The organism is Microbacterium sp., assembly GCF_046295495.1.
Classification (GTDB): domain Bacteria; phylum Actinomycetota; class Actinomycetes; order Actinomycetales; family Microbacteriaceae; genus Microbacterium.
In genome coordinates this window covers 1-22,596 of record NZ_JBKBNC010000029.1, presented here as the reverse complement: position 1 = coordinate 22,596, position 22,596 = coordinate 1, and the positions used below count along the sequence as shown (strand labels likewise).

The 22,596-nt window shown below is 70.8% G+C and carries 16 protein-coding genes and 1 pseudogene; 11 read left to right on the top strand and 6 right to left on the bottom strand.

Going from position 1 to position 22,596, the window contains the following annotated elements:
- The first annotated feature begins 80 nt into the window (after positions 1–80).
- From uvrA to ACK4LS_RS10875, 10 genes are all read left to right on the top strand, one after another.
- Positions 81–3,050, top strand: coding sequence for an excinuclease ABC subunit UvrA (gene uvrA, locus ACK4LS_RS10920; RefSeq protein ID WP_409717002.1), 2,970 nt, complete (start codon positions 81–83; stop codon positions 3,048–3,050).
- Between the two features lie 21 nt (positions 3,051–3,071).
- Positions 3,072–4,997 carry an excinuclease ABC subunit UvrC gene (gene uvrC / locus ACK4LS_RS10915; protein ID WP_409717000.1) on the top strand — a complete coding sequence of 642 codons (1,926 nt, stop codon included), beginning with the start codon at positions 3,072–3,074 and terminating at the stop codon, positions 4,995–4,997.
- Between the two features lie 29 nt (positions 4,998–5,026).
- Positions 5,027–5,905: an RNase adapter RapZ gene (gene rapZ / locus ACK4LS_RS10910; protein WP_409716998.1), complete on the top strand. Its 879-nt coding sequence runs from the start codon at positions 5,027–5,029 to the stop codon at positions 5,903–5,905.
- 40 nt (positions 5,906–5,945) lie between these two features.
- On the top strand, positions 5,946–6,923 hold the full coding sequence (gene whiA, locus ACK4LS_RS10905; protein ID WP_409716996.1) for a DNA-binding protein WhiA: 978 nt from the start codon (positions 5,946–5,948) through the stop codon (positions 6,921–6,923).
- 280 nt (positions 6,924–7,203) lie between these two features.
- Complete coding sequence (locus ACK4LS_RS10900) at positions 7,204–7,830, top strand: superoxide dismutase (protein WP_409717026.1); 627 nt, start codon at positions 7,204–7,206, stop codon at positions 7,828–7,830.
- A 101-nt stretch (positions 7,831–7,931) separates the two neighbouring features.
- Positions 7,932–8,942 (top strand): type I glyceraldehyde-3-phosphate dehydrogenase, encoded by a 1,011-nt coding sequence (gene gap / locus ACK4LS_RS10895; RefSeq protein WP_409716994.1) that lies wholly within the window; start codon positions 7,932–7,934, stop codon positions 8,940–8,942.
- Between the two features lie 6 nt (positions 8,943–8,948).
- A complete protein-coding gene (locus ACK4LS_RS10890; RefSeq protein WP_409716992.1) occupies positions 8,949–10,163 on the top strand; it encodes a phosphoglycerate kinase in 1,215 nt (404 codons plus the stop codon).
- Positions 10,154–10,972 carry a triose-phosphate isomerase gene (tpiA, locus tag ACK4LS_RS10885; protein ID WP_409716990.1) on the top strand — a complete coding sequence of 273 codons (819 nt, stop codon included), beginning with the start codon at positions 10,154–10,156 and terminating at the stop codon, positions 10,970–10,972. Before ACK4LS_RS10890 ends, tpiA begins: the two co-directional genes overlap by 10 nt.
- Positions 10,973–11,085: 113 nt before the next feature.
- Positions 11,086–11,334, top strand: coding sequence for a preprotein translocase subunit SecG (gene secG, locus ACK4LS_RS10880; protein WP_409716988.1), 249 nt, complete (start codon positions 11,086–11,088; stop codon positions 11,332–11,334).
- A 1-nt stretch (position 11,335) separates the two neighbouring features.
- Positions 11,336–11,689, top strand: a complete 354-nt coding sequence (locus ACK4LS_RS10875) for an RNA polymerase-binding protein RbpA (RefSeq protein ID WP_409716986.1) — start codon at positions 11,336–11,338, stop codon at positions 11,687–11,689.
- Positions 11,690–11,859: 170 nt separating this feature from the next.
- Here ACK4LS_RS10875 and ACK4LS_RS10870 read toward each other — a convergent pair whose 3' ends face one another.
- Genes ACK4LS_RS10870 through ACK4LS_RS10850 form a run of 5 tightly spaced genes read right to left on the bottom strand, consistent with a single transcriptional unit; the run spans position 11,860 to position 18,383 of the window.
- Entirely contained in the window at positions 11,860–12,609 is a 750-nt protein-coding gene (locus ACK4LS_RS10870; RefSeq protein WP_409716984.1) for a hypothetical protein, read from the bottom strand.
- Positions 12,606–14,051 (bottom strand): polysaccharide deacetylase family protein, encoded by a 1,446-nt coding sequence (locus tag ACK4LS_RS10865; RefSeq protein ID WP_409716982.1) that lies wholly within the window; start codon positions 14,049–14,051, stop codon positions 12,606–12,608. Before ACK4LS_RS10865 ends, ACK4LS_RS10870 begins: the two co-directional genes overlap by 4 nt.
- 56 nt (positions 14,052–14,107) lie before the next feature.
- Entirely contained in the window at positions 14,108–15,916 is a 1,809-nt protein-coding gene (gene glmS / locus ACK4LS_RS10860) for a glutamine--fructose-6-phosphate transaminase (isomerizing) (RefSeq protein WP_409716980.1), read from the bottom strand.
- Entirely contained in the window at positions 15,916–16,980 is a 1,065-nt protein-coding gene (locus ACK4LS_RS10855) for an NAD-dependent epimerase/dehydratase family protein (protein WP_409716978.1), read from the bottom strand. The genes glmS and ACK4LS_RS10855 overlap by 1 nt, the downstream gene beginning before the upstream one ends.
- Positions 16,977–18,383 (bottom strand): nucleotide sugar dehydrogenase, encoded by a 1,407-nt coding sequence (locus ACK4LS_RS10850; protein ID WP_409716976.1) that lies wholly within the window; start codon positions 18,381–18,383, stop codon positions 16,977–16,979. The genes ACK4LS_RS10855 and ACK4LS_RS10850 overlap by 4 nt, the downstream gene beginning before the upstream one ends.
- 290 nt (positions 18,384–18,673) lie before the next feature.
- Between ACK4LS_RS10850 and ACK4LS_RS10845 the strand changes: the two genes are divergently transcribed.
- Positions 18,674–20,077 carry a glycosyltransferase family 2 protein gene (locus ACK4LS_RS10845; protein ID WP_409716974.1) on the top strand — a complete coding sequence of 468 codons (1,404 nt, stop codon included), beginning with the start codon at positions 18,674–18,676 and terminating at the stop codon, positions 20,075–20,077.
- 34 nt (positions 20,078–20,111) lie between these two features.
- On the opposite strand, the pseudogene ACK4LS_RS10840 reads toward ACK4LS_RS10845, so the two are convergent.
- Positions 20,112–22,538, bottom strand: a pseudogene (locus ACK4LS_RS10840) (AAA family ATPase); the annotation flags it as partial.
- Positions 22,539–22,596 lie beyond the last annotated feature (58 nt).

The window sequence follows — 22,596 nt, the reverse complement described above, 5'->3', positions numbered from 1 at the left end:
TCCGGGTTCGCACCTTCGCACATCCGTGCGCTCGGGGCGAACCCGGGACCGATGTCGGAGGTCCGACCTAAACTTAACGAGTGCCCATCGTTCCCGTCACCCAGCCCTCTTCGTCTGCGAATTCCGCCAACAGTGGGAAGCTGAGCGTCAGGGGGGCCCGCGTCCACAATCTGAAGAACGTCGACCTCGACATCCCGCGCGACTCCCTCGTCGTCTTCACCGGCTTGTCGGGTTCGGGCAAGTCGAGCCTGGCGTTCGACACGATCTTCGCCGAGGGTCAGCGTCGCTACGTGGAGTCCCTGAGCGCGTACGCGCGTCAGTTCCTCGGCCAGGTCGACCGACCCGACGTCGATTTCATCGAGGGCCTGAGCCCCGCGGTCTCGATCGACCAGAAGTCGACCAACCGCAACCCGCGCTCGACGGTCGGCACGATCACCGAGATCCACGACTACATGCGTCTGCTCTGGGCGCGCATCGGTGTGCCGCACTGCCCCGACTGCGGGGCCCGAATCCAGCGCCAGACCGTGCAGCAGATCGCCGACCAGCTCATGGAGCTCCCCGAGCGCACGCGGTACCAGATCGTCGCGCCCGTGGTCACGCAGAAGAAGGGCGAGTTCGTCGACCTCTTCAAGGAGCTCAGCGCGAAGGGTTACGCGCGCGCCGTCGTCGACGGCGAGCTGGTGCAGCTGGCGGAGCCGCCCGCGCTGAAGAAGAGCTACAAGCACGACATCGCCGTCGTGGTCGACCGTCTCGTGGCATCCGGGGACATCCTCAGTCGTGTCACCGACTCGGTCGAGACGGCAATGGGCCTGGCCGGCGGCATCATGCAGGTCAACTACGTCGACGAAGAGGGAGACGACGCCTGGCAGTCGTTCTCCGAGAAGCTGGCGTGCCCCAACGGCCACCCGCTGCAGCTGACCGAGATCGAGCCGCGCACCTTCTCGTTCAACGCGCCGTTCGGCGCATGCCCGGTGTGCTCCGGACTCGGTACCCGCATGTCGGTCGACGTCGACCTCATGCTCGGCGACGAGGAGCTGTCGATCCGCGACGGTGCGATCCTGCCGTGGACCACCCAGGGCAAGGGCCTGTTCCAGTACTACGAGCGGCTCCTCGAAGGTCTCGCCCGCGACCTCGACTTCTCGCTCGACACCCCCTGGAAGAAGCTGTCGAAAGACGTGCAGCAGGCCGTGCTGCGCGGCGAGAACTACAAGGTCACGGTGAAGTGGAAGAACCGCTACGGCCGTGAGATGCGCTACTCCTCCGGGTTCGAAGGTGTCGTGCCCTACATCGAGCGGCAGTACCTGCAGGCCGAGTCCGACACGCAGCGTCAGCGCTGGTCGGAGTACCTCCGTGAGGTGCCCTGTGCCGTCTGCGACGGCGACCGTCTGAAGCCCGAGGTGCTCGCGGTGCTGGTCGACGGCACCTCGATCGCCGCCGCCTCGCGCATGAGCCTCGCCGACGCCCGCGAGTTCTTCGCCGATCTCACGCTCACCGACCGCGAGGCCACGATCGCCGCCGCGGTGCTGCGCGAGATCCGCGCGCGCCTCGACTTCCTGCTGCAGGTCGGTCTGAACTACCTCAGCCTCGGTCGCGCCGCCGGAACGCTGTCGGGCGGCGAGGCACAGCGCATCCGCCTCGCCACGCAGATCGGATCGGGGCTCACGGGCGTGCTCTACGTGCTCGACGAACCGTCGATCGGTCTGCACCAGCGCGACAACCGCCGTCTCATCCAGACGCTCGAGACCCTCCGCGACCTCGGCAACACCCTCATCGTGGTCGAGCACGACGAAGAGACCATCCACGCGGCCGACTGGGTCGTCGACATCGGGCCCCGCGCGGGCGTCGACGGCGGCAACGTCGTGCACTCGGGCCCCCTGGCCGAGCTGCTCGACGACGAGACCTCGCTCACCGGCGCCTACCTGTCGGGTCGGCGCGCGATCGAGGCGCCGAAGAAGCGCCGCAAGATCGACAAGAAGCGACAGGTCAGCGTCGTCGGTGCGCGCGAGAACAACCTCCAGAACGTCACGGTCGACTTCCCGCTCGGCGTGCTCACCTCGGTGACCGGCGTGAGCGGCTCGGGCAAGTCGACGCTGGTGAACGGCATCCTGTACGAGGTGCTGGCCTCGAAGCTGAACGGCGCGCGTCGCGTGCCGGGCAAGCACACGCGCGTGACGGGCCTCGACAACCTCGACAAGGTCGTGCACGTCGACCAGGCGCCGATCGGCCGCACTCCGCGCTCGAACCCGGCCACCTACACGGGCGTCTTCGACCGCATCCGTACGCTGTTCAGCGAGACGCCCGAGGCCAAGGTGCGCGGCTACCAGGCCGGGCGTTTCAGCTTCAACGTCAAGGGCGGCCGCTGCGAGGCGTGCTCGGGAGACGGCACGCTGAAGATCGAGATGAACTTCCTCCCCGACGTCTACGTCGACTGCGAGGTGTGCCACGGCAAGAGGTACAACCGCGACACCCTCTCGGTGCACTACAAGGGCAAGAACATCGCCGAGGTGCTCGAAATGCCGATCTCGGAGGCCGCGGAGTTCTTCGAGCCGATCCAGGCGATCCACCGGTACCTCAAGACCCTCGTCGACGTGGGTCTCGGCTACGTGCGCCTGGGGCAGTCGGCCACGACCCTCTCGGGGGGCGAGGCGCAGCGCGTCAAGCTCGCGACCGAGCTCCAGCGCCGCAGCAACGGGCGGTCGATCTACGTCCTCGACGAGCCCACCACGGGTTTGCACTTCGAAGACGTGTCGCTGCTGCTCAAGGTGCTGAACGGCCTCGTCGACAAGGGCAACACCGTGATCGTGATCGAGCACAACCTCGACGTCATCAAGAGCAGCGACTGGGTCATCGACCTCGGTCCCGAGGGCGGCGCGGGCGGCGGCACGATCGTTGCGACGGGCACGCCCGAGCAGGTGGCGAAGGTGGCGGAGAGCCACACCGGTGCCTTCCTCGCCGAGCTGCTCGAGACCGGACGAACGGGGACGCAGCGCAACGCCGCCGCTCTCGACGCCGACAGCGCCGAGCGGGAACTCGTGAGCGCGGCGGGCTGAGCCGTGGCATCCCGAGAACGGATGTCGCAGCTGCCCTATCGCCCGAAGGCCGGCGAGATCCCCACCAACCCGGGGGTCTACCGCTTCCGGGATGCCGAGGGGCGGGTGCTGTACGTCGGCAAGGCGAAGAACCTGCGCGCCCGGCTGTCGAACTACTTCGCGCCGTTGCACTCGCTGCACGAACGCACCCGCCGTATGGTCACGACCGCGGCGAGCGTGGAGTGGACGGTCGTGCCCAGCGACGTCGACTCGCTGCAGCTGGAGTACATGTGGATCAAGGAGTTCGATCCGCCCTTCAACGTGCGCTACCGCGACGACAAGTCGTACCCCTTCCTGGCGATCACGCTCGCCGACGAGGCGCCGCGCGTCATCGTCACCCGCAACCCCAAGATCCGCGGGGCGAAGTACTTCGGGCCGTACCCGAAGGTGTGGGCCGTGCACGACACGATCGACCTGATGATCAAGGTCTTCCCGATCCGCACGTGCAGCGACTCCTCGTACAAGAAGGCGATGGCCTCCGGACGCCCCTGCTTCCCGGGGCAGATCGGTCGCTGCGGGGGACCCTGCTCGATGAAGGTGACGATCGAGGAGCACCGCGCGGTCGTCGATGACTTCGTCGCGTTCATGTCGGGCGGCGACCAGCGTTTCACGCGCGAGCTCACGGCCCGCATGAAAGAGGCCTCGGCCGCGATGGACTACGAGTCGGCCGCGCACTACCGCGACCGCCTGCAGGCCATCGACGCCGTGCTCGGCAAGAGCGCGCTCGTGCTGGCATCCGACACGGATGCCGACCTGTTCGGCATCGCGGAGGACGAACTCGCCGCGACCGTGCAGCACTTCGTCGTGCGCGGCGGACGCGTGCGCGGTGTGCGCGCCACGACGATCGAGAAGGAGATCGACATCTCCGGCGCCGAGCTGGTCGACCAGGTGCTGCAGCGCACGTACGGCGACGCCGACGCGGGCGACATCCCGCGCCAGGTGCTCGTGCCCGAGCTGCCCGACGACGCCGAACAGCTCGAGGCCTGGCTGCGCGAACGGCGTGGCCGGCCGGTGACCCTGCAGGTGGCCCAGCGCGGGCGCAAGGCCGACCTTCTGAAGACGGCGACGCTGAACGCGCAGCAGGCCCTCATGCTGCACAAGACGCGCCGCACGAGCGACTACGTCGCGCGCTCGCAGGCGCTCACCGACCTGCAGGACGCCCTCGGCATGACCGAGGCGCCGCTGCGCATCGAGTGCTACGACATCTCGCACCTCGCGGGCACCAATGTCGTGGCATCCATGGTCGTCTTCGAAGACGGGCTGCCGCGCAAAGACCAGTACCGCTCGTTCGGGGTCGCCGAGACCACGGATGACACCGACTCGATGTACCAGGTGCTCACGCGTCGGCTCGCCTATCTCGACCGCCCCGAGGAGGTCGAGCCCGAAACGATCGACGGCGCCCTCATCGCCGATCCGGACTCCGCCGAGGCGACCGCCGACGGCGACGTCGTGACCGCCCGCAAGCGTCCGCGCTTCGCGTACCGTCCGCAGCTGCTCGTCGTCGACGGTGGTCAGCCGCAGGTCGCCGCTGCGGCCCGCGCCCTCGCCGACGCGGGGCACGAGGAGATCGCGCTGTGCGGGATCGCCAAGCGCCTCGAGGAGGTCTGGCTGCCGGGGGAGGAGTACCCGGTGATCCTGCCGCGCACCTCGGAGGCGCTGTACCTGCTGCAGCGACTGCGCGACGAGGCCCACCGCTTCGCGATCGTGCATCAGCGCAAGCGGCGCAAGCGCGACATCACGAGCGTGCTCGCGGAGGTCCCCGGGCTGGGCGACGCCCGCATCAAGGCCCTGCTGCGCCACTTCGGTTCCGTCGCGGCGTTGAAGAACGCCGCGCCCGAGGAGATGACGGTGCTGCCCGGCATCGGTCCGACCCTCGCCGCGGCCATCCACACGCATCTGTCTCGGTAGGCTGGGCACGACGACGGGAGACGATCGCCATGGAACCGGCACGCGACGCGCCAGGCGAGGTGCTGATCGTCACGGGCATGTCGGGGGCCGGCAGGTCCACTGTCGCCAACGCCCTCGAAGACCTCGACTGGTACGTGGTCGACAACCTCCCGCCCCGGATGCTGCGTCCGCTCCTCGAGCTCACCGAGCTCGCCGGCGGCGCCGTGCCGCGGGTGGCGGTCGTGGTCGACGTGCGCGGGCGCACGCTCTTCGGCGACCTCCCCGAGGCGATGCGAACGCTCCAGGCGGGTCGCCAGGTGCGCACGGTGTTCCTCGACGCCTCCGACGCGGTGCTCGTGCGGCGGTTCGAGGCGGTGCGCCGGCCCCATCCCCTGCAGGGCGACGGCACGATCCTCGACGGCATCCGCCGCGAACGGGAGCGTCTGACCCCCGTCCGGGAGGCCGCCGACGTCGTGATCGACACCACGACGCTCAACGTGCACCAGCTCTCTCTGCGCACGGTCTCGCTCTTCGGCGAGGAGGGGGCCGCGCGCCACACGGTCACCCTCATGAGCTTCGGTTTCAAGTACGGTCTGCCGCCCGACGTCGACCTCGTGGCCGACATGAGGTTCCTGCCCAACCCCTTCTGGGACGACGAGCTCCGCCCGCTGACGGGGGAGGACCCCCGTGTCCGGGAATACGTGCTGGGCCAGCAGGGCGCGGCGGAGTTCCTCGACGCCTATTCGGCGGCGCTGCGCCCGGTTCTGGAGGGGTACCAGCGCGAGAACAAGCGGCATTCCGTGGTCGCCGTGGGGTGCACGGGCGGAAAGCACAGGTCGGTGGCGATGGCGCGCGAGCTCGCTGCACGTCTGGCCGATGTTCCCGGGGTGGCCGTCCGCGTGGCTCACCGCGACCTCGGTCGCGAGTAGGCTGTACCGTCGTCCCCGCCGCCCCCACCCGAGGAGAACCGTGCCCCTGACCGCCGACGTGAAGGCCGAGCTCATCACCGTCCGCGACCCGCGCCCGACCGCGCGCGTCGCCGAGCTCACGGCCCTCCTGCGCTTCTCCGGTGGTCTGCACTCCATCGCCAACCGCGTCGCCGTCGAGGCCGAACTGGACTCCGACATCCTGGCCCGCCGCGTCGCACGCGACCTCATGGAGCTCTACGGCGTTCGCCCCGAACTTCACCACGTGCAGGGTTCGGGGGGACGCACCGGCGGCCACTTCGCGGTGCGCGTCATCGAGGCCGGCGAGACCCTGGCCCGCCAGACGGGTCTGCTCGACCAGCGCCGTCGTCCCGTGCGCGGACTGCCGAACAAGCTCACCACGGGCTCGCGCCCCGACCTCAGTGCGATCTGGCGCGGGGCCTTCCTCGCCAGCGGCACGCTCAGCGACCCGGGCCGCTCTGCCGCGCTCGAGATCTCCTGCCCCTCGTCGGAGGCGGCGATGGCCCTCGTCGGTGCCGGACACCGCATCGGCATCCCCGCCAAGGCCCGCGAGGTGCGCGGTGTGCCGCGTGTCGTCGTGCGCGACGGCGAGGCCATCCGCGGCGCCCTGTACGAGATGGGCGCCCGTCGCACCGCGGGCGAGTGGGATCAGATGCGCCAGCGCCGCGAGGTGCGCGCCGGCGTCAACCGCCTGGTCAACTTCGACGACGCCAACCTCCGCCGCTCCGCCCAGGCCGCCGTCGCCGCGTGCGCGCGGGTCGAGCGGGCGCTCGAGATCCTCGGCGACGAGGTCCCCGCCCACCTGCAGCAGGCCGGCGAGCTGCGCCTCTCCCACCGCGACGCGAGCCTCGACGAGCTCGGTCACCACGCCGACCCGCCCCTCACGAAGGACGCCGTCGCCGGCCGCATCCGCCGCCTGCTGGCCATGGCCGACAAGAAGGCCGAGATCGACGGCATCCCGGGCACCGAGGCCGCGGTTCCGGTCGGCGCCGAGGACTGAGCACGGCGGACGGTCCCACCGGCGTACGCCCCCACCGGCGGGCGCCCGCACCGCGGCGGGGCCGTCGATCGGCGGTGTCCCGGATGCCGACTCGCCCGGCATCCGTTCCGCCGCGGGCCGCGACGCGCCCGGGCGGATACTCCCCGTCATGCGGGGAAGCAACCCTGTAGGTCGGGCGTTACCCCTCAATAGGATGAAGACGTCACCCTCGCTGCTCGATCCTCGGCACGCCATCCCCGGCGCAGAGGTCACGGCGGCGCCCGATTCGGAAGTAGAGAACATGGCGAAGTACACGCTGCCCGAACTGCCCTACGACTACTCGGCGCTGGAGCCGCACATCAGTGCGACCATCATGGAGCTGCACCACAGCAAGCACCACCAGACCTACGTCAACGGCGCCAACACCACCCTCGACCTCCTCGCCGACGCGCGCGAGAAGGGCGATTTCGCCAACATCAACCGCCTGCAGAAAGACCTCGCGTTCAACCTCGGCGGTCACACGAACCACTCGATCTTCTGGACGAACCTATCGCCCAACGGCGGAGACAAGCCCACCGGCGACCTCGAGTCCGCGATCGACGACCAGTTCGGTTCGTTCGACGCCTTCCGCGCGCAGTTCACCGCCGCCGCCCTCGGCGTGCAGGGCTCGGGCTGGGCGGGTCTGTTCTGGGACTCGATCGGTGAGAACCTCGTGATCCAGCAGTTCTTCGACCAGCAGGGTCAGATCGTCGCCGGCACCGTTCCGCTGCTGCTCCTCGACGTCTGGGAGCACGCGTACTACCTCGACTACAAGAACGTCCGCGCCGACTACGTGAAGGCGTTCTGGAACATCGCCAACTGGGCCGATGCGCAGGAGCGCTTCTCGGCCGCCCGCGAGAAGACCGCGGGTCTGCTGGTACTGTCGTAAACGGTGCGGCGTCCCGGTGGGACACCCACCGGGACGCCGTTGTCCGCCAGCGAAACCGCAATCACGCGCTCATCGCGCACAACTGATTCAGGAGAAATTCCGTGACCGTCAAGATCGGAATCAACGGCTTCGGCCGTATCGGACGCAACTACCTCCGCGCGGCTCTCGCGCAGGGTGCCGACCTCGAAATCGTGGCGGTGAACGACCTCACCGACAACAAGTCGCTGGCGCACCTCCTCAAGTACGACTCCGTCGGCGGCGTGCTGACCGAGGACGTCTCGTACACCGCAGACTCCATCACCGTGGGCGACAAGACCATCAAGGTCTTCGAAGAGCGCGACCCGGCCAACCTCCCCTGGGGCGAGCTCGGCGTCGACATCGTCATCGAGTCGACCGGTCGCTTCACCAAGGCCGACGACGCCAAGAAGCACATCACCGGTGGTGCCAAGAAGGTCCTCATCTCGGCTCCCGCCACGGGCGACGACGCGACCATCGTGATGGGCGTCAACGAAGAGACGTACAACCCCGAGACCGACGTCATCATCTCGAACGCGTCGTGCACCACGAACTGCCTGGCGCCCCTCGCCCAGGTGTTCAACGAGGCCTTCGGTATCGAGCGCGGCTTCATGATGACGGCTCACGCCTACACGGCCGACCAGAACCTGCAGGACGGCCCGCACAGCGACCTCCGTCGTGCGCGCGGTGCGGCCATCAACATCGTGCCCGCCTCGACCGGTGCCGCCAAGGCCATCGGCCTGGTCCTGCCCGAACTGAACGGCAAGCTCAGCGGCTCGTCGTACCGCGTTCCGGTTCCCACCGGCTCGATCGTCGACCTCACGATCGTCACACCCACCGAGGGGCTGACCGTCGACCAGGTCAACGAGGTGTACAAGAAGGCCGCCGCCGAGGGTCGCCTCAACGGCATCCTCCAGTACACGGAAGACCCGATCGTCTCGAGCGACATCCAGGGCAACCCGCACTCCTCGATCTTCGACGCGGAGCTGACCAACGTCAGCGGCAACCTCGTCAAGGTCTCGTCGTGGTACGACAACGAGTGGGGCTACTCCAACCGCCTCGTCGACCTGACCGAGTACGTCGCCGAGCGCCTGTAACCCTTCATGGCTCTGCGCACCCTCGATTCGCTGGGGTCGCTCGCCGGCACGCGCGTCATCGTCCGTTGTGACCTGAACGTCCCCCTCAAGGACGGCGTCATCACGGACGATGGCCGCGTGCGCGCGTCGCTGCCGACCCTCAATGCCCTGATCGACGCCGGCGCGCGTGTGATCGTGTGCTCTCACCTGGGCCGCCCCGATGGGGCGCCCGACCCGAAGTACTCCCTCGAGCCGGTCGCGCAGCGCCTCTCCGAGCTCCTCGGCCAGCCGGTCGCGTTCGCGCGCGACACGGTGGGCGAGTCGGCTCGCGACGCCGCGGCCTCCCTGGAGGACGGCGAGGTCGCGGTCATCGAGAACCTCCGCTTCAACCCCGGAGAGACCTCGAAGGACGAGTCCGAGCGTCAGGCCTTCGCGCGAGAGCTCGCCGAACTCGGCGACGCGCTCGTGTCGGACGGCTTCGGCGTCGTGCACCGCAAGCAGGCGAGCGTCTACGACCTCGCCCAGCTGGTGCCCTCGGCCGCGGGCCTGCTCATCCAGAAGGAGCTCGAGGTCCTCGATCGCCTGACGGAGAACCCGGAGCGGCCCTACACGGTCGTGCTCGGTGGTTCCAAGGTCAGCGACAAGCTCGGCGTCATCGAGCACCTGCTCCCGCGGGTGGACAAGCTCCTCGTCGGCGGCGGCATGATGTTCACCTTCCTCGTCGCCGAGGGCCACAAGGTCGGCTCGAGCCTGCTCGAGCAGGATCAGATCGACACCGTGAAGGGCTACATCGCCTCGGCGAAGGAGCGCGGCGTCGAGATCGTGCTCCCCGTTGACGCCGTGGTGGCGGCGTCGTTCTCGGCCGAGGCCGAGCACGTGATCGCCGACGCCGAGGCCCTGGAGGACACCGCCTTCGGCGCCTCCGGCCTCGGGCTGGACATCGGACCGCGCACGGCGGAGATCTTCGCCGATGCCATCCGCGCTTCGCGCACCGTCTTCTGGAACGGCCCCATGGGCGTGTTCGAAATGAAGGCGTTCGAGGCCGGCACCAAGACCGTCGCCCAGGCGCTCACCGAGGTCGACGGCCTCAGTGTGGTCGGCGGCGGCGACTCCGCCGCGGCCGTGCGTCAGCTCGGCTTCGCGGACGACGCGTTCGGCCACATCTCCACCGGTGGCGGCGCGAGCCTCGAATTCCTCGAAGGCAAGAAGCTCCCCGGACTGGAGGTCCTCGGATGGCAGTGAACAACACGGATTCGTCTGCGACGCAGAACAGGCGCATCCCCCTCATCGCCGGCAACTGGAAGATGAACCTCGATCACCTTCAGGCGGTCGCGTTCGTGCAAAAGCTGCACTGGACGCTGAAGGAGGCCAAGCACGAGAGCACCGACGTCGAGGTGGCGGTCTTCCCGCCGTACACCGACCTGCGGACCGTGCAGACGCTGCTCGATGCCGACAAGATCGAGTTCGCCCTCGGCGGTCAGGACCTCTCGGCGCACGACTCGGGTGCGTACACCGGTGAGATCTCCGGCCAGTTCCTGGCCAAGCTCGACGCCACGTACGTCATCATCGGGCACTCGGAACGTCGCCAGTTCCACCACGAGACCGATGAGGTCATCGCGGCGAAGACCCAGGCGGCCCTGCGCCACGGTCTCGTTCCCGTCATCTGCGTGGGAGAGACCTCGGAAGACCTCGAGAAGTTCGGCGCGAGCGCCGTTCCCGTGGGTCAGCTCGAGGTCGCGCTCGAGGGCGTGTCGGCCGACGCCGACATCGTCGTGGCGTACGAACCCGTCTGGGCCATCGGCTCGGGCCAGGCGGCGACGCCCGATCGGGCACAGGAGGTCTGCGCCAAGCTCCGCGCCGTCGTGGCCGACAAGCTCGGTGCCGACGCCGCCGCGCGCACGCGCGTGCTCTACGGCGGTTCGGTGAAGTCGGGCAACATCGCCGGCTTCATGCGCGAGCCCGACGTGGACGGAGCCCTGGTGGGCGGTGCGAGCCTCGTCGTCGACGAGTTCGCGGCGATCATCCGCTTCCAGAAGCACGTCGGCGTCTGACGCCTCTCCGGATGCCCGCGGCACGTCGCCGCGGGCATCCGTGCGTCCGCGACGCCTCCCCGTATACTTGACGCTTGTGCGGTCGACCAGTCCGCTCGCGAAAGGCTTCGACAGTGCAGATTCTCGAGTTCGTCCTGCAGGTGGTCCTGGGCATCACCAGCCTCCTGCTGACCCTGCTCATCCTGCTTCACAAGGGTCGCGGCGGCGGTCTGTCCGACATGTTCGGCGGCGGTATGAGCTCCGCTCTCGGGTCGTCGGGCCTCGCCGAACGCAACCTCAACCGATTCACGATCGTGCTGGCGCTGGTGTGGTTCGTCACCATCGTCGGTCTCGGTCTCCTCACCAAGTTCGCGGAGATCTGACATGGCCACTGGGGGCAACGCCATCCGTGGTTCGCGCGTGGGCGCGGGCCCGATGGGCGAGCAGGATCACGGCTTCCACGCGGATCGCGTGGCCGTGTCGTACTGGGACGCGCTCGGCAACGAGACGGTGCGCTACTTCGCCGCCGGCATCCCCGACGACGAGATCCCCGAGACCATCGACTCCCCGCATTCGGGATTGCCGGCCGGGCGCGACAAGGCCAACCCGCCGGCCCTGGCGAAGGCCGAGCCCTACAAGACGCACCTCGCGTACGTGAAGGAGCGCCGCACCGACGAGGAAGCCGCGTCGCTCCTCGACGACGCGCTGCAGCAGCTCCGCGAGCGTCGCGGACAGTGAGCTTCACGGAAGGCCGGATGCCATGGCATCCGGCCTTCCGCCGTTCCCGCGCCCTGCCGCAGGTCTCGCGCACGGGCCGTACCCGCGGATGACGGCGTGGCGGGCGACCGCGGCCGGCACGGCCCCGTCCCGTGTCGCACGTCGCGACGCGCGACCCCCGGACCTGGGTCTCACCGCACGGGCGAGTCGGTGACGATCCGCGTCCACGGGCCGGCGGGGACGTCGGCGTCGTCGACGAACGCCCAGTCGACGCGGTCGTCGTCGCCGTCGAGGTCGGTGAACCCCAGGCAGCCGTTCAGGGCGGGGGACACGTCCAGGCCCGCGCCGCCGTAGCGCGTGTTGGCCGGGCGGCGGTCGTCGTCGCCGAAGACGTACGCGGCGTCTCGGTACTCACCGGGGCCGGCGTCCTGGATCTGCCCGTAGCAGAGGCGGCCGTCCCGGTGCAGGACGACCCAGCGGTTCTTCATGAGGCTCTGCGAACGGTCGTCGACGACGGTGGCGTAGGGCGCCCGGTCCGCCCACGGCACGACGTCGCCGCGGGTGGCGAAGCCCTCGGGGTCGTTGACGTCGTCGAACGGCAGGTCGAGATAGAAAGGGTTCTCTCGCGGGGTCATGCTCGTGGGGAAGTAGTCGTTCGTGGGGGTGCGGGCCTCGGTCCGGCACCCGCCGTCATCGAGGATGCCGTCGCACCCGCCGTACGAATCCAGCCACCGCGAATCGTAGGTCGAGAAACGCTGGCTGCCGTCGGCGGCGCCGGGATCGAAGATCTCGCCCACCCAGAAGGTGGTCGCGACGATCCCGGTGTGCCACGGGTAGCCGGTCTCGGGTCGGGATGCCCCGAGGGGGGTGCACCCCGAGACGCCGACGGCGACGAGCACCGCGAGGGTGATCGCCGCCGTGGGCGTCGGGCGTCGCGTCATCCGGTGATGTCGCTCTCCGTGGGCTGGAACACCTCGATCGGTCCCTCGGGTGCGGTCACCGCCGTCGGCGGCGGGGACTGCGAGCGGGTCACCTGTGCGGCGACGGGCGGTGCGCCGGCGCTGTCGTAGAGCTGCAGGTCGTCGGTGCGGAGCGTGCCGTCGCCGAAGATCGTCAGCGCGAAGCTGATGCCGGTGTAGCCCGACGGGATCGCCGGGGTGGTCCAGTCCGCCTGTGCCCACTCGGTCGCCGGGGCGAACCACGGGCTCGAGGTCCAGTACGACCACGCGCCCGTGGTCGAGCGCAGATACACGGCGAACTGCGTCACACCGCTCGAGAGGTACCACTCCCGCAGGGTGTACGCCGTTCCGGCGGTGACCGTCGGGGCGCACTGCCCGAGGTCGAACTGGGGGAGCAGCTTGGCGTCGCCGTCCACGTACCCGGTCATCGTGATCCCGCTGGCGATCACCCCGGAGTGCGCGGGCGAGCCGGTCTCGAACGCGGGGGAGTTGGTGCCGTAGCCGCCGCGCATCCAGCAGGTCGGCGCCCCCTCCTCCATGCTGGGGTTGACGATGCCGTTGGCCGATCCGGTGGGGGCGGGGACGGCGGGCCCGTCGACGAGCGGCTTGACGGTCCCGCCGACGACGTCGCCGATCGTCTTGACCACCGTGCCCGCGGCGCGTCGCGTCGCCAACCACGTGACGAACTGCGAGAACAGCGACGGGGTGATCGCGAGGTCGCTGCAGCCGCCGTCGCAGACGTCATGGAAGGTGTATTGCACCCATCCGCCGCCGTTCTTCTCGGCGTTGGTGACGCCCGCCTTGAGATCGTCCAGGGTCCATGTCGCGTCGACCTGGTCGAGCGCCTTCAACGCGTACGGATCGGCGGGGCGCGTGGACTCCGCGTACGAGCACTCGGGGCACCCGAACCGGCTGCGGATGTCGCCGAGCAGACGGGCGCTGTTGTAGCCGCAGGTCGCGACGGCGGCCTCGACCTCGGGGGTACTCGAGGCGAAGGGGTAGGCGAAGCTCCGCACCGAGAACCCCCAGGAGGCGAGGTTCTTGCGGTCGGTGCAGATCTGTCGTTTCGCCTCGTCGATGCTGATCTGAGGGAGGTCGGGGTGGTTGACGGTGTGTCCGCCGATCTCGTGCCCCGCGTTCTTCAGAGTGGTGAGGTCGGCGCGGGTCATGTACCCGCTCGCGCCGATGAAGCCCGAGGGGACGTAGAAGGTGGCCTTCATCGCGCTCGCCCTCAGCACCGGGAGGACGCCGAGCTGGTTCGCGTTGGCGTCGTCGAAGGTCAGGCTCACGACCGTGCGCGTCGCGGCCTCGGCGGCGGGGGCGGGCGCAAGGCCGATGCCTGTCCCGACGAGGGCGGCCGCGGCCACGACCGAGGCGAGGATCTTCCGGGGGAGGGCCACCGTGCGGGCCCGCTGTCTCATCATGGGTGGGGTCCTTTCTTCTGCGTCCGGCCGGGCCGTCCGCGTCGGGCGCCGGGCGGTCACGAGACCGTCACCGACTTCGCGAGATTGCGAGGCTTGTCGACGTCGCGACGAAGCCGGAGGGCGAGCTCGCGGGCGAACATCTGCAGGGGCACGACCGTCTCCAGCGGACCCCACGAGGGACCCGTCCGCGGCAGGTGCAGCGGCAGGCCGCCGACCTGCAGCACGCGTTCGCCGAGCCGCACCACGCGACCGCCGCGTGCCCGCACCTCGGCGATGTCGACGTCGAGTCGCGGGTCGCCGCTGTCGACGACGAAGACCGGGGTGCCGGTGTCCACCAGGGCCAGGGGACCGTGTTTGAGCTCGCCGGCGGGCTGATGCTCCGCCCACCGGTACGACAGTTCCTTGAGCTTGAGGGCTCCCTCGGCCGCGTACACGAGGCCGGAGCCTCGGCCGAGGAACAGGAAGCCGGATGCCGCCGCGAACTCCGTCGCGAGGTCGGCGGCGGGTCCGCGCCATTCATCGAGCGCGGCGGCGAGGGCGTCGGGCGTCGCCACCAGCGCCCGCATGTCGGCGTCGAAGCGCGACGAATCGACGCGGTTGAGACCGGACAGGCCGGACAGGGCGACGCAGACACCGGTGAGTACCTGGGCGACGAAGGTCTTGGTCGCGGCGACCCCGATCTCGGGACCGGCCAGGCAGTCGACCACCGCGTCGGAGCGGCGTGCGAGCGTGGAGGAGGTGTTGTTCGTCAGGGCCAGCACGGTGGCATGACCGGGCGGAACGGTGTCGAGCGCGCGGAGCACGTCGGCGGTCTCACCGGACTGGCTGATCGCCAGGACGAGGGTGCGCGGCTCCCACACCTCGTGCCCGGCCTCGCTCGCGACGAGCGCTCGGGTCGGGAGCCCGCCGAGGCGCTCGAAGACGCCGGCGGCGGCGCGACCGGCGTGCAGCGACGTGCCGCAGCCGAGCACGGTGAGGCGCTCGATCCCCTCGAGCGGGGGGAGCCCGAGCCCCTGCCACAGCCAGCCCGTGTCGATACCGGGGGCGAGGGCCTCGATGACGCGGCGCGCGACGAGGGGCTGCTCGTCGATCTCGTTCCCCATGTGATCGCGGTGACGGCCGGTGCTGGCCAGGAGCGCCGTGCGCGGTACGGGCCAGAGGCCGCGGGGGCGACAGCTGCCGTCCGCGCGGTGCCAGCGCACGCCCTGGTCGTCGATGTCGACGACGTCGTCGTCTTCGAGGACGCGGAACTCGGACACGATCGGCGACACGGCGCCCACGTCGCTCGCGAGGTACGTCCCGCCCGCGCCCTCGGCGAGGATCAGGGGGGACTCGTGCGCGGCGCCGGCGAGTGCCCCGGTCCGCGTGTCGAGGGCGACGACGGCCCACGAGCCGGACAGGTGCGAGACGGCTTCGGCGAGGGCGTCGCCCAGGCCGATCCCCGGCCGGTGCGCCTGCTCGACGAGGTGCACGATCACCTCGCTGTCGACCTCGGTCGCGAAACGATGACCCGCGGCGACGAGCTGGGCGCGCTGCTGCTCGGCATTGTCGATGATGCCGTTGTGCACCACGAAGAAGCGACCGCTGCAGTCCTCGAGCGGGTGGGCGTTCACTTCGCTCACCTCACCGTGGGTGGCCCAGCGGGTGTGGCCGATGGCCGCGGTGGTGGCATCCGTCTCCTCCTCGCCCAGGCCCGAGGCGAGGGCGGCGACCCCGCCCAGGGTGCGCAGGTGCACCGTCGTGCCGTCGGGACGTCGAGCTGCGACACCCGCCGAGTCGTAGCCGCGGTACTCGAGGCGTTCGAGGGCGGCCCGGGCGCGGGTCGCCGCCGCCGTGGTGCCGCGGTAAGCCGTGATGCCGCACATCAGACCACTCCCCGGAACGATCCCGTGGCGGCCAGGGGCATGGCATCCGATCCGAGCTTCTCGCGGGCGAGCAGGCCGGCCGCCACGCGCATGATGGTGGTGGTCAGCGGTGTGGTGGGCTCGTACCCGACGAGTTCGTGCGCCTTGGTGTTGTCGGGCACGCGGCGGCGCATGTCCTCGAATCCCGGGGCGTAGGCCTGCTCGTACGGGATGAATTCGATCCCGCTGGAACTGTCGAGGGTGCGGATGATCTCGCGGGCGAGGTCGAGGATCGAGATCTCGCGTGCTCCGCCGAGGTTGTACGCCTGCCCGCGGGCGCGGGGGTCGCGTTCGATGCGCACCATCGCCGGGACGACGTCCTCGACGGCCGAGAAGCACCGCGTCTGCAGGCCGTCGCCGAACACGGTGAGGGGACGACCGCGCAGCGCCTGACCGACGAGGTTGGGCAGGACCATGCCGTAGCGGCCCGTCTGGCGCGGTCCGACGGTGTTGAACAGCCGCACGATCGAGACGTCGAGACCCTCTTGATCGCAATAGGCCTTGGCGAATGCCTCGTCGATGCCCTTCGCCCCCGCGTAGGTCCAGCGCGAGAGCAGCGGGTCGCCCAGGACGCGGTCGGAGTCCTCGCGCAGGCGGTCGGCGGTGTTCTTGCCGTACACCTCGCTCGTCGACACCAGGAGGACCGCGGCCTGGTGCTCGATCGCGGCGGTGAGCACGTTCTCGGTGCCGTGGATGTTTATGCGCAGGCCCCGCAGGGGCTGCTCGACGATGAGCTTGACCCCCACGGCCGCCGCGAGGTGGAAGACGCGGTCGCACGAGCGCATCGCCTGACCGACGGTCTTGGTGTTGAGGATCGAGCCGTGGATCATCTCGAGGCGCGGGTTGTCGGCCACCGCGGCGAGGTTGCGCGCCGAGCCCGTGGAGAGGTCGTCGAGCACGACGACCTCGTCGCCGGCGTCGAGGAGGTGCTCGACGAGGTGGCTGCCGACAAAGCCTGCTCCGCCGGTCACGAGCGTCCGCAGGCGCGGGCCCGTTCCGTCGGGCACGATCGAGAGGCCGTTCACAGCAGCACCCGTCCCGCGATGTCGGCGCTGCGGTAGGTGCCGTCGACCACGACGGCCTCGCCGTCGAGCCACGCCAGGTCGCTGTCGTGGTGGCGGGTGTGCACGAGCACGACGTCGGGGTGGAACGCGGCCGGGTCGGCGAGGGAGTCGCGCTCGCGACCGGAGTCGAGGCGGATGTGCGGGGCGTGCGTGTCGATGTACTGCACCTCGGCGCCGGCGTCGATGAGGTGATCGATGATCTCGAGGGCGGGCGACTCGCGCAGGTCGGCGACGTCGGGCTTGTAGGTGACACCCACGACGAGCACCCGCGCGCCGAGCGTCCCCTTGCCGGCCCGCCCGAGCAGGTCTCGGATGCGATCGACCACGCGGCGCGGGCGGGCGGCGATGCGGGTCATGGCCTCGGTGATCACCCCGGCGTCGATGTGCAGGGCCTTCAACTGCCACAGCAGGTAGTGCGGGTCGCACGGGATGCAGTGCCCCCCGACGCCCGGACCGGGGTAGAACGCCATGAAACCGTAGGGCTTCGTGCTCGCCGCTTCGATGACCTCGGTGACGGGGACGTCGAGGGCACCGCAGATGTCGGCGAACTCGTTCGCGAGGGCGATGTTGACGGCGCGGAAGGTGTTCTCCAGGAGCTTCGTCATCTCGGCGGTCGCGAGACTCGACACCCGGTGCACGCGCGCGGCGTAGCGGGAGAGGAGCCGCGCGCCCTCCTCCTCGCAGCGCGGGGTGGCGCCGCCGACGACGCGGGGCACGGCCTCCTGGGCGAAGCCGACGTTGCCGGGGTCGATGCGCTCGGCGCTGAAGGTGGCGAAGACGTCGCGCCCGACCTCGAAGCCGCGCTCACGCAGGGGCTCCTCGACGAGGTCGTGCGTGCAGCCGACGTACGTCGTCGAGGTCAGCATGATCAGCTGCCTCGGGCGGGCCGCGGCGACGACGGTGGCGCACGCGGCCCGCAGCGGAGAGAGATCGGGGACCTGCTGATGGTCGACGGGGGTCGGAACGCACACGACGACGGCCGCGGCGCGGCCGAGCTCGGTGACGTCGCCGGTCAGGCGGAAACCCGCCGGGGCGCGCAGGGCGGTGTCGAGCCGCTCGCGATCGGAGTCGATGAGGTCGGCGCCGCGCGCGGCGATCGTGCGCAGCCGCCGCGACGAGACGTCGAGGGCGAGCACGCGCGCCCCACTCGCGTGGTAGGCGAGGGCCGTGGGCAGACCGACGTATCCGAGTCCCACGATGGCGACGTCGAAATCGAAGTGCGGGGTGTCGGTTCGCGGCGCGTCGGTGTGCGGCGCGTCGGTGCGCGGCGCGTCGCTGAGCGGGGTGTCGGGTCGCGGAGAGGCGAGGGATGCGGGCGGGATCGGGCCGGTGACGACGTCGGCCTGGACATCGAGTGTGGACATGCTCATCCTCCAACTGCGGGGTCCGAGAGGGCGGTGGGGGAGGCGCGCCCCTCGGACGTTTCGAGTGCTGCGGGTGGGGCGTCCGATCGGGTGCCGGCGCTGATCCGCCGCTCACACTGATGCGACCCCGCCGGGCGGTCAAGCTCTCGGACCGGATCGTGCGGGATCCCGCCGACCGCAACCGTCCGTGCGGAAAACCGCAGACCGGTGTGCGGTTCCGCTGCGGTTCGAGACGGCGCGGACGCGCGTAGCGTTCGGGGCACGCCTCGACCCCGGAGGAGGAACCCGTCGTGACAGCGAGCCTCGTCGTCCTCGTCGCCGTCGCCACCGTGGGGGTGTCGACGCTCGTCTGGGGTTTCATCGCCGTGGTGCGGCTGATCGCCGAGCAGCGCCCCGCTCACGGTCTCCTGCAACCGTCGATGTTCTACCGCGCCGACGACGTTGCGGTGCTCATCGCCGCCCACAACGAGGGTCTGGTCATCGCGGAGACCGTGGCCGCGGCCCGTCGCCTCGTCCCCGCGCACAACGTCTTCGTCGTCTCCGACGGCTCGACCGACGACACGGTCGCCCGCGCGAGTGTCGCGGGCGCCCGTGCGTTCGCTCTCGTGCCCAACCGCGGCAAGGCCGGGGCGATCCGCGCGGGGTTGGAGCACTTCCGCATCCCCGAGCGCTTCCCCCTTCTGCTCCTGCTGGATGCCGACTCGCGCCCCCGGCCGGATTATCTGCGCACGGGCCTGCCGCTCTTCACCGACGACGGGATCGCGGCGGTCGCCGGGCGCGCGACGACCGCGTCCGACGCCCCCGCGACGCGCACGGGGCGGCTCCTGACCGCGTACCGCGAACGCACGTACGTCTGCACGCAGTACCTGCACAAGTTCGGTCAGGCGGCGCGCGGAGCGGATGCGGTCGCGATCGTGCCGGGCTTCGCGAGCCTGTACCGCACCGACATCCTCGACCGGATCGACATCGACGCCCCCGGCCTGTCGATCGAGGACTTCAACATGACCTTCGAGGTGCACGCGAAGGGACTGGGCCGCGTCGCGTTCCACCCCGAGTGCGCGATCGCCGAGACGCAGGATCCGGCGACGCTGCGGGACTACTCGGCGCAGGTGCGCCGCTGGAGCCTCGGCTTCTGGCAGACCGTCCGCCGCCACGGCCTGCGCCGCGGGTTCTTCTGGGCCTCGGTCGGCGTCTTCGCCCTCGAGACGGTCGTCTCCAGCGTCGTCCTCGCCGCGATCCTCCCCCTGTTCGTGATCGCCGCCCTCGCGGCAGCCGGGGGCGTCCTGCTGCCGGGTGCCGCGGGCGGAGTCGCGGCGGCGGTCGCGGCCGCGCTGCCGGTGGGTCCGTTGGCGCTCGCCTTCGTCCTCTTCGACGCGGCTCTGACCGTCTTCGCGTGCGCGATCTCGCGGGTTCCTCCCCGGTGGTGGATGCTGGGATATCCGCTGCTGCGTGTCTGGGACGCCGTGCTCTGCCTTCGCGCGCTGGCCGCCTCGCTCGGGCGGCCGTCGGATGGCCGATGGCGCAGCCCCGACCGGCGGCCGGCGGATGGCCCCGCGGACGGGGTCATGCGCGGGGCCCCGGGCCCGCCGACACCGACCGCGGGGGCGGCGGACGCGGTGTCCCCCGGGGGGCGGCCCCCGGCCGCGACACGGCGGCGCCGTGCAGGATCGACAGCAGATGCACGCGTGAGGTGACGCCGAGCTTGCGGTAGACCCGTGTCAACCGCAGTTCGACCGTCCGCAGCGAGATGAACAGCGCGGCGGCGATTTCGCGGTTGCGCAGCCCCTGCCCGACGAGGGCGACGACCTCCTGCTCCTGCGGGGAGAGTGCGCGGCTGCGCGCCGCGGCGATCGAGGCCGGCGCCGGAACGACGGGTTCGACACCCGGTAGGCAGCGTTCCCGGGCAGCCGCGAGGCGCAGGTGCTCGAGGGGGGAGTCGTCGGGGCGGAACTCCGTCTCCGCCTCGCGGAAGGCGGCGACACCGTCGCGGTCGGAGCGGCAGACGGCGCGGGAACGCGCCAGCGCCAGCGTCGTCCATCGACGAGGATGCCGCACCGCCGCCGCCTCGAGACGCATCAGCTCGTGGCGCGCCTCGGCCGTCCGGCCGCTCAGCCACAGGGCTTCGATGAGATCGGCGTCGACGCGCAGCGTCGCCGGGTCGTCGCCGGGAAAGCCCGAGCGGGAGGCGCTCAGGAGTTCGGCCGCCTCGTCGGCGCGGCCGTCGTCGAGGGCGCGGGTCCCCTCGACCGCTGACAGCCCGGCCAGCACCGCCGTACTGCCCTCGCGGCGGCACAGCGCGCGGCCGCGTGCCACGAGGTCGTCGACCGAGGTGTCGGTGGGATCCGTCGCGGCCACGGCCGCGAGCAGGAGCGTGCTCGCGGCGTCGGGCGCGCGCCCCGGCAGCCACTCGCTGCGCCAGGCGACGACGGCGTCTCGCGCGGCGGCCGGATCACCGGCCCGCAGTTCCGTCAGCACCCGCAGGCGCAGCAGCCGCTCGCGCCACAGCGGGGCCAGGCGCGGTGTGCACTCGAGGAGCGCGCCCACCTCCCGACGGGCGACCGCGTACTGCTCGCGGAGGACGCGAACGGTCGCGGCCAGGGAGGCGGTCTCGATCGGCGTCGAGGCGTCAATCGGCGGCGGGTCGATCTCGGCTCCGCCCGGCGTCTCGACGCCGAGTTCGCGGACGACCAGCGCCAGGAGCGACGCCTCGGCCGTCCCCGACCCGCCCTGAGCGATCGCCGCGAGGCGGTCGACGGCGAGGAGGACCTCCCCGCGCGCGAGGTGGATGCGCGCGTTCTCGCACAGCAGGCGTTCCACCCCGGCCGGGCAGACGATATCCGCCGCGTGAGCGATGACGGCGTCATCCACGACGTGATCGACCACCGCACCGGCGCGCATCGCCGCGACGGCCGCGCGCAGCCGCAGCGCGGGGTCGGTGGTGTCGCCGGCGCGTCGCAGGTAGTGCTGGCCGAGCAGGTCGAAGCCGCGCATCACGAGGGCATCGCCGAGGTCGACGAGACCTCGCGTACGTTCCGCGGGGGCCAGCTCGCCCGCGAGGGCCCGCTCGGCGAACTCGATCGCGGCGATCGTCTCGCCGATGAGCGCGAGGTCGACCGCGGCCTGGAGCAGCCGCCCCCGGTCCGCGGTGGGGTCGAGGAAACTCGAGTGCCACTGGTGTGCGCCCGGGTACCGGCCCGCGTGCGCCGCGGCGGCCTGCGCGTGCAGCCGGCGGCGTTCGTCGGGGAGGAGCGTCGCGTGGTGGCCCGATCGCAGCGCCGGATCCGTCAGGCGCGCGAGATCGCCGTGGACCGTGACCACGCCGTCATCGACGAGTTGGTCGAGCTCGACACCGACCTCGGCGGCCGCCTGTTCGAGGCGGTCGGCAGCGAAGACCGGCCCCACCGACAGCAGGTCGAGCACGGCGCCGGCCAGGGGGACGCGAGAGGGCCGAACGTGGCGTCGACGCCGTCCGTTCACGTCTTCGCTCACGCGCAGGGGCAGGGGGAGGGGAGCATCACCCGAGGCCTCCTCCGGCGTCAGGCGCACGCGGCAGAGCACCCCCGGATCGCCCCCGGTGAACAGAGCGACCATGTGCAGTACGGCGGGAACGGCACCCGGCCCCACGACCGACCGTGCGAGCTCGACGGACTCCTCGAACGACAGACGCTCGACGACCACGCGCGTGAGGCCCGCGAAATGGCGGCGATCCTCGAGGGCCGAGACCATCGCGATGACGCTGACGCCGGTGCCGCGCAAGCGCCCGAACACGAAGGACAGCACCGTGAGACTCGAACTGTCCATCTGATCGAGGTCGTCGATGACGAGCACGCCCGGCTCATCGCGGACGAGATGCAGCATCCGACTCAGCTCTTCGGCGAGGAGGTGCTCCGGCCAGTCCCGACCACGCTCGAGGACTCCGTCGATGGCCGCGCCGCGGGGGCCACCGAGGCCCGCGGCGACGGCCAAAAGACCGGAGTAGGACCACATGCGCTCACCCGGGTTGACCGCGACGACCGTCGTCCCCTCTTCGCGCGCGATCTCGCGCGCCAGAGCGGACTTGCCGATCCCGGGCTCGCCGAGGAACAGGCACGCCGACCCGCCACCCGCCCCGATGGCGGTTCTCGCGATCAGCTTCTCTCGTTCACGACCGAACATAGGCATCCGAACGCCCCCTCGCGCGTCGGTGCGACGATCGAGATCGTCGGACCGGACC

What these genes read in the sequence shown, in the direction of transcription:
- ACK4LS_RS10850 (WP_409716976.1), bottom strand. Translation starts at nt 18,383, where the DNA reads ATGTCCACACTCGATGTCCAGGCCGACGTCGTCACCGGCCCGATCCCG.
- tpiA (WP_409716990.1), top strand. Translation starts at nt 10,154, where the DNA reads ATGGCAGTGAACAACACGGATTCGTCTGCGACGCAGAACAGGCGCATC.
- ACK4LS_RS10865 (WP_409716982.1), bottom strand. Translation starts at nt 14,051, where the DNA reads ATGATGAGACAGCGGGCCCGCACGGTGGCCCTCCCCCGGAAGATCCTC.
- ACK4LS_RS10900 (WP_409717026.1), top strand. Translation starts at nt 7,204, where the DNA reads ATGGCGAAGTACACGCTGCCCGAACTGCCCTACGACTACTCGGCGCTG.
- uvrC (WP_409717000.1), top strand. Translation starts at nt 3,072, where the DNA reads ATGTCGCAGCTGCCCTATCGCCCGAAGGCCGGCGAGATCCCCACCAAC.
- ACK4LS_RS10890 (WP_409716992.1), top strand. Translation starts at nt 8,949, where the DNA reads ATGGCTCTGCGCACCCTCGATTCGCTGGGGTCGCTCGCCGGCACGCGC.
- ACK4LS_RS10875 (WP_409716986.1), top strand. Translation starts at nt 11,336, where the DNA reads ATGGCCACTGGGGGCAACGCCATCCGTGGTTCGCGCGTGGGCGCGGGC.
- ACK4LS_RS10870 (WP_409716984.1), bottom strand. Translation starts at nt 12,609, where the DNA reads ATGACGCGACGCCCGACGCCCACGGCGGCGATCACCCTCGCGGTGCTC.
- rapZ (WP_409716998.1), top strand. Translation starts at nt 5,027, where the DNA reads ATGGAACCGGCACGCGACGCGCCAGGCGAGGTGCTGATCGTCACGGGC.
- glmS (WP_409716980.1), bottom strand. Translation starts at nt 15,916, where the DNA reads ATGTGCGGCATCACGGCTTACCGCGGCACCACGGCGGCGGCGACCCGC.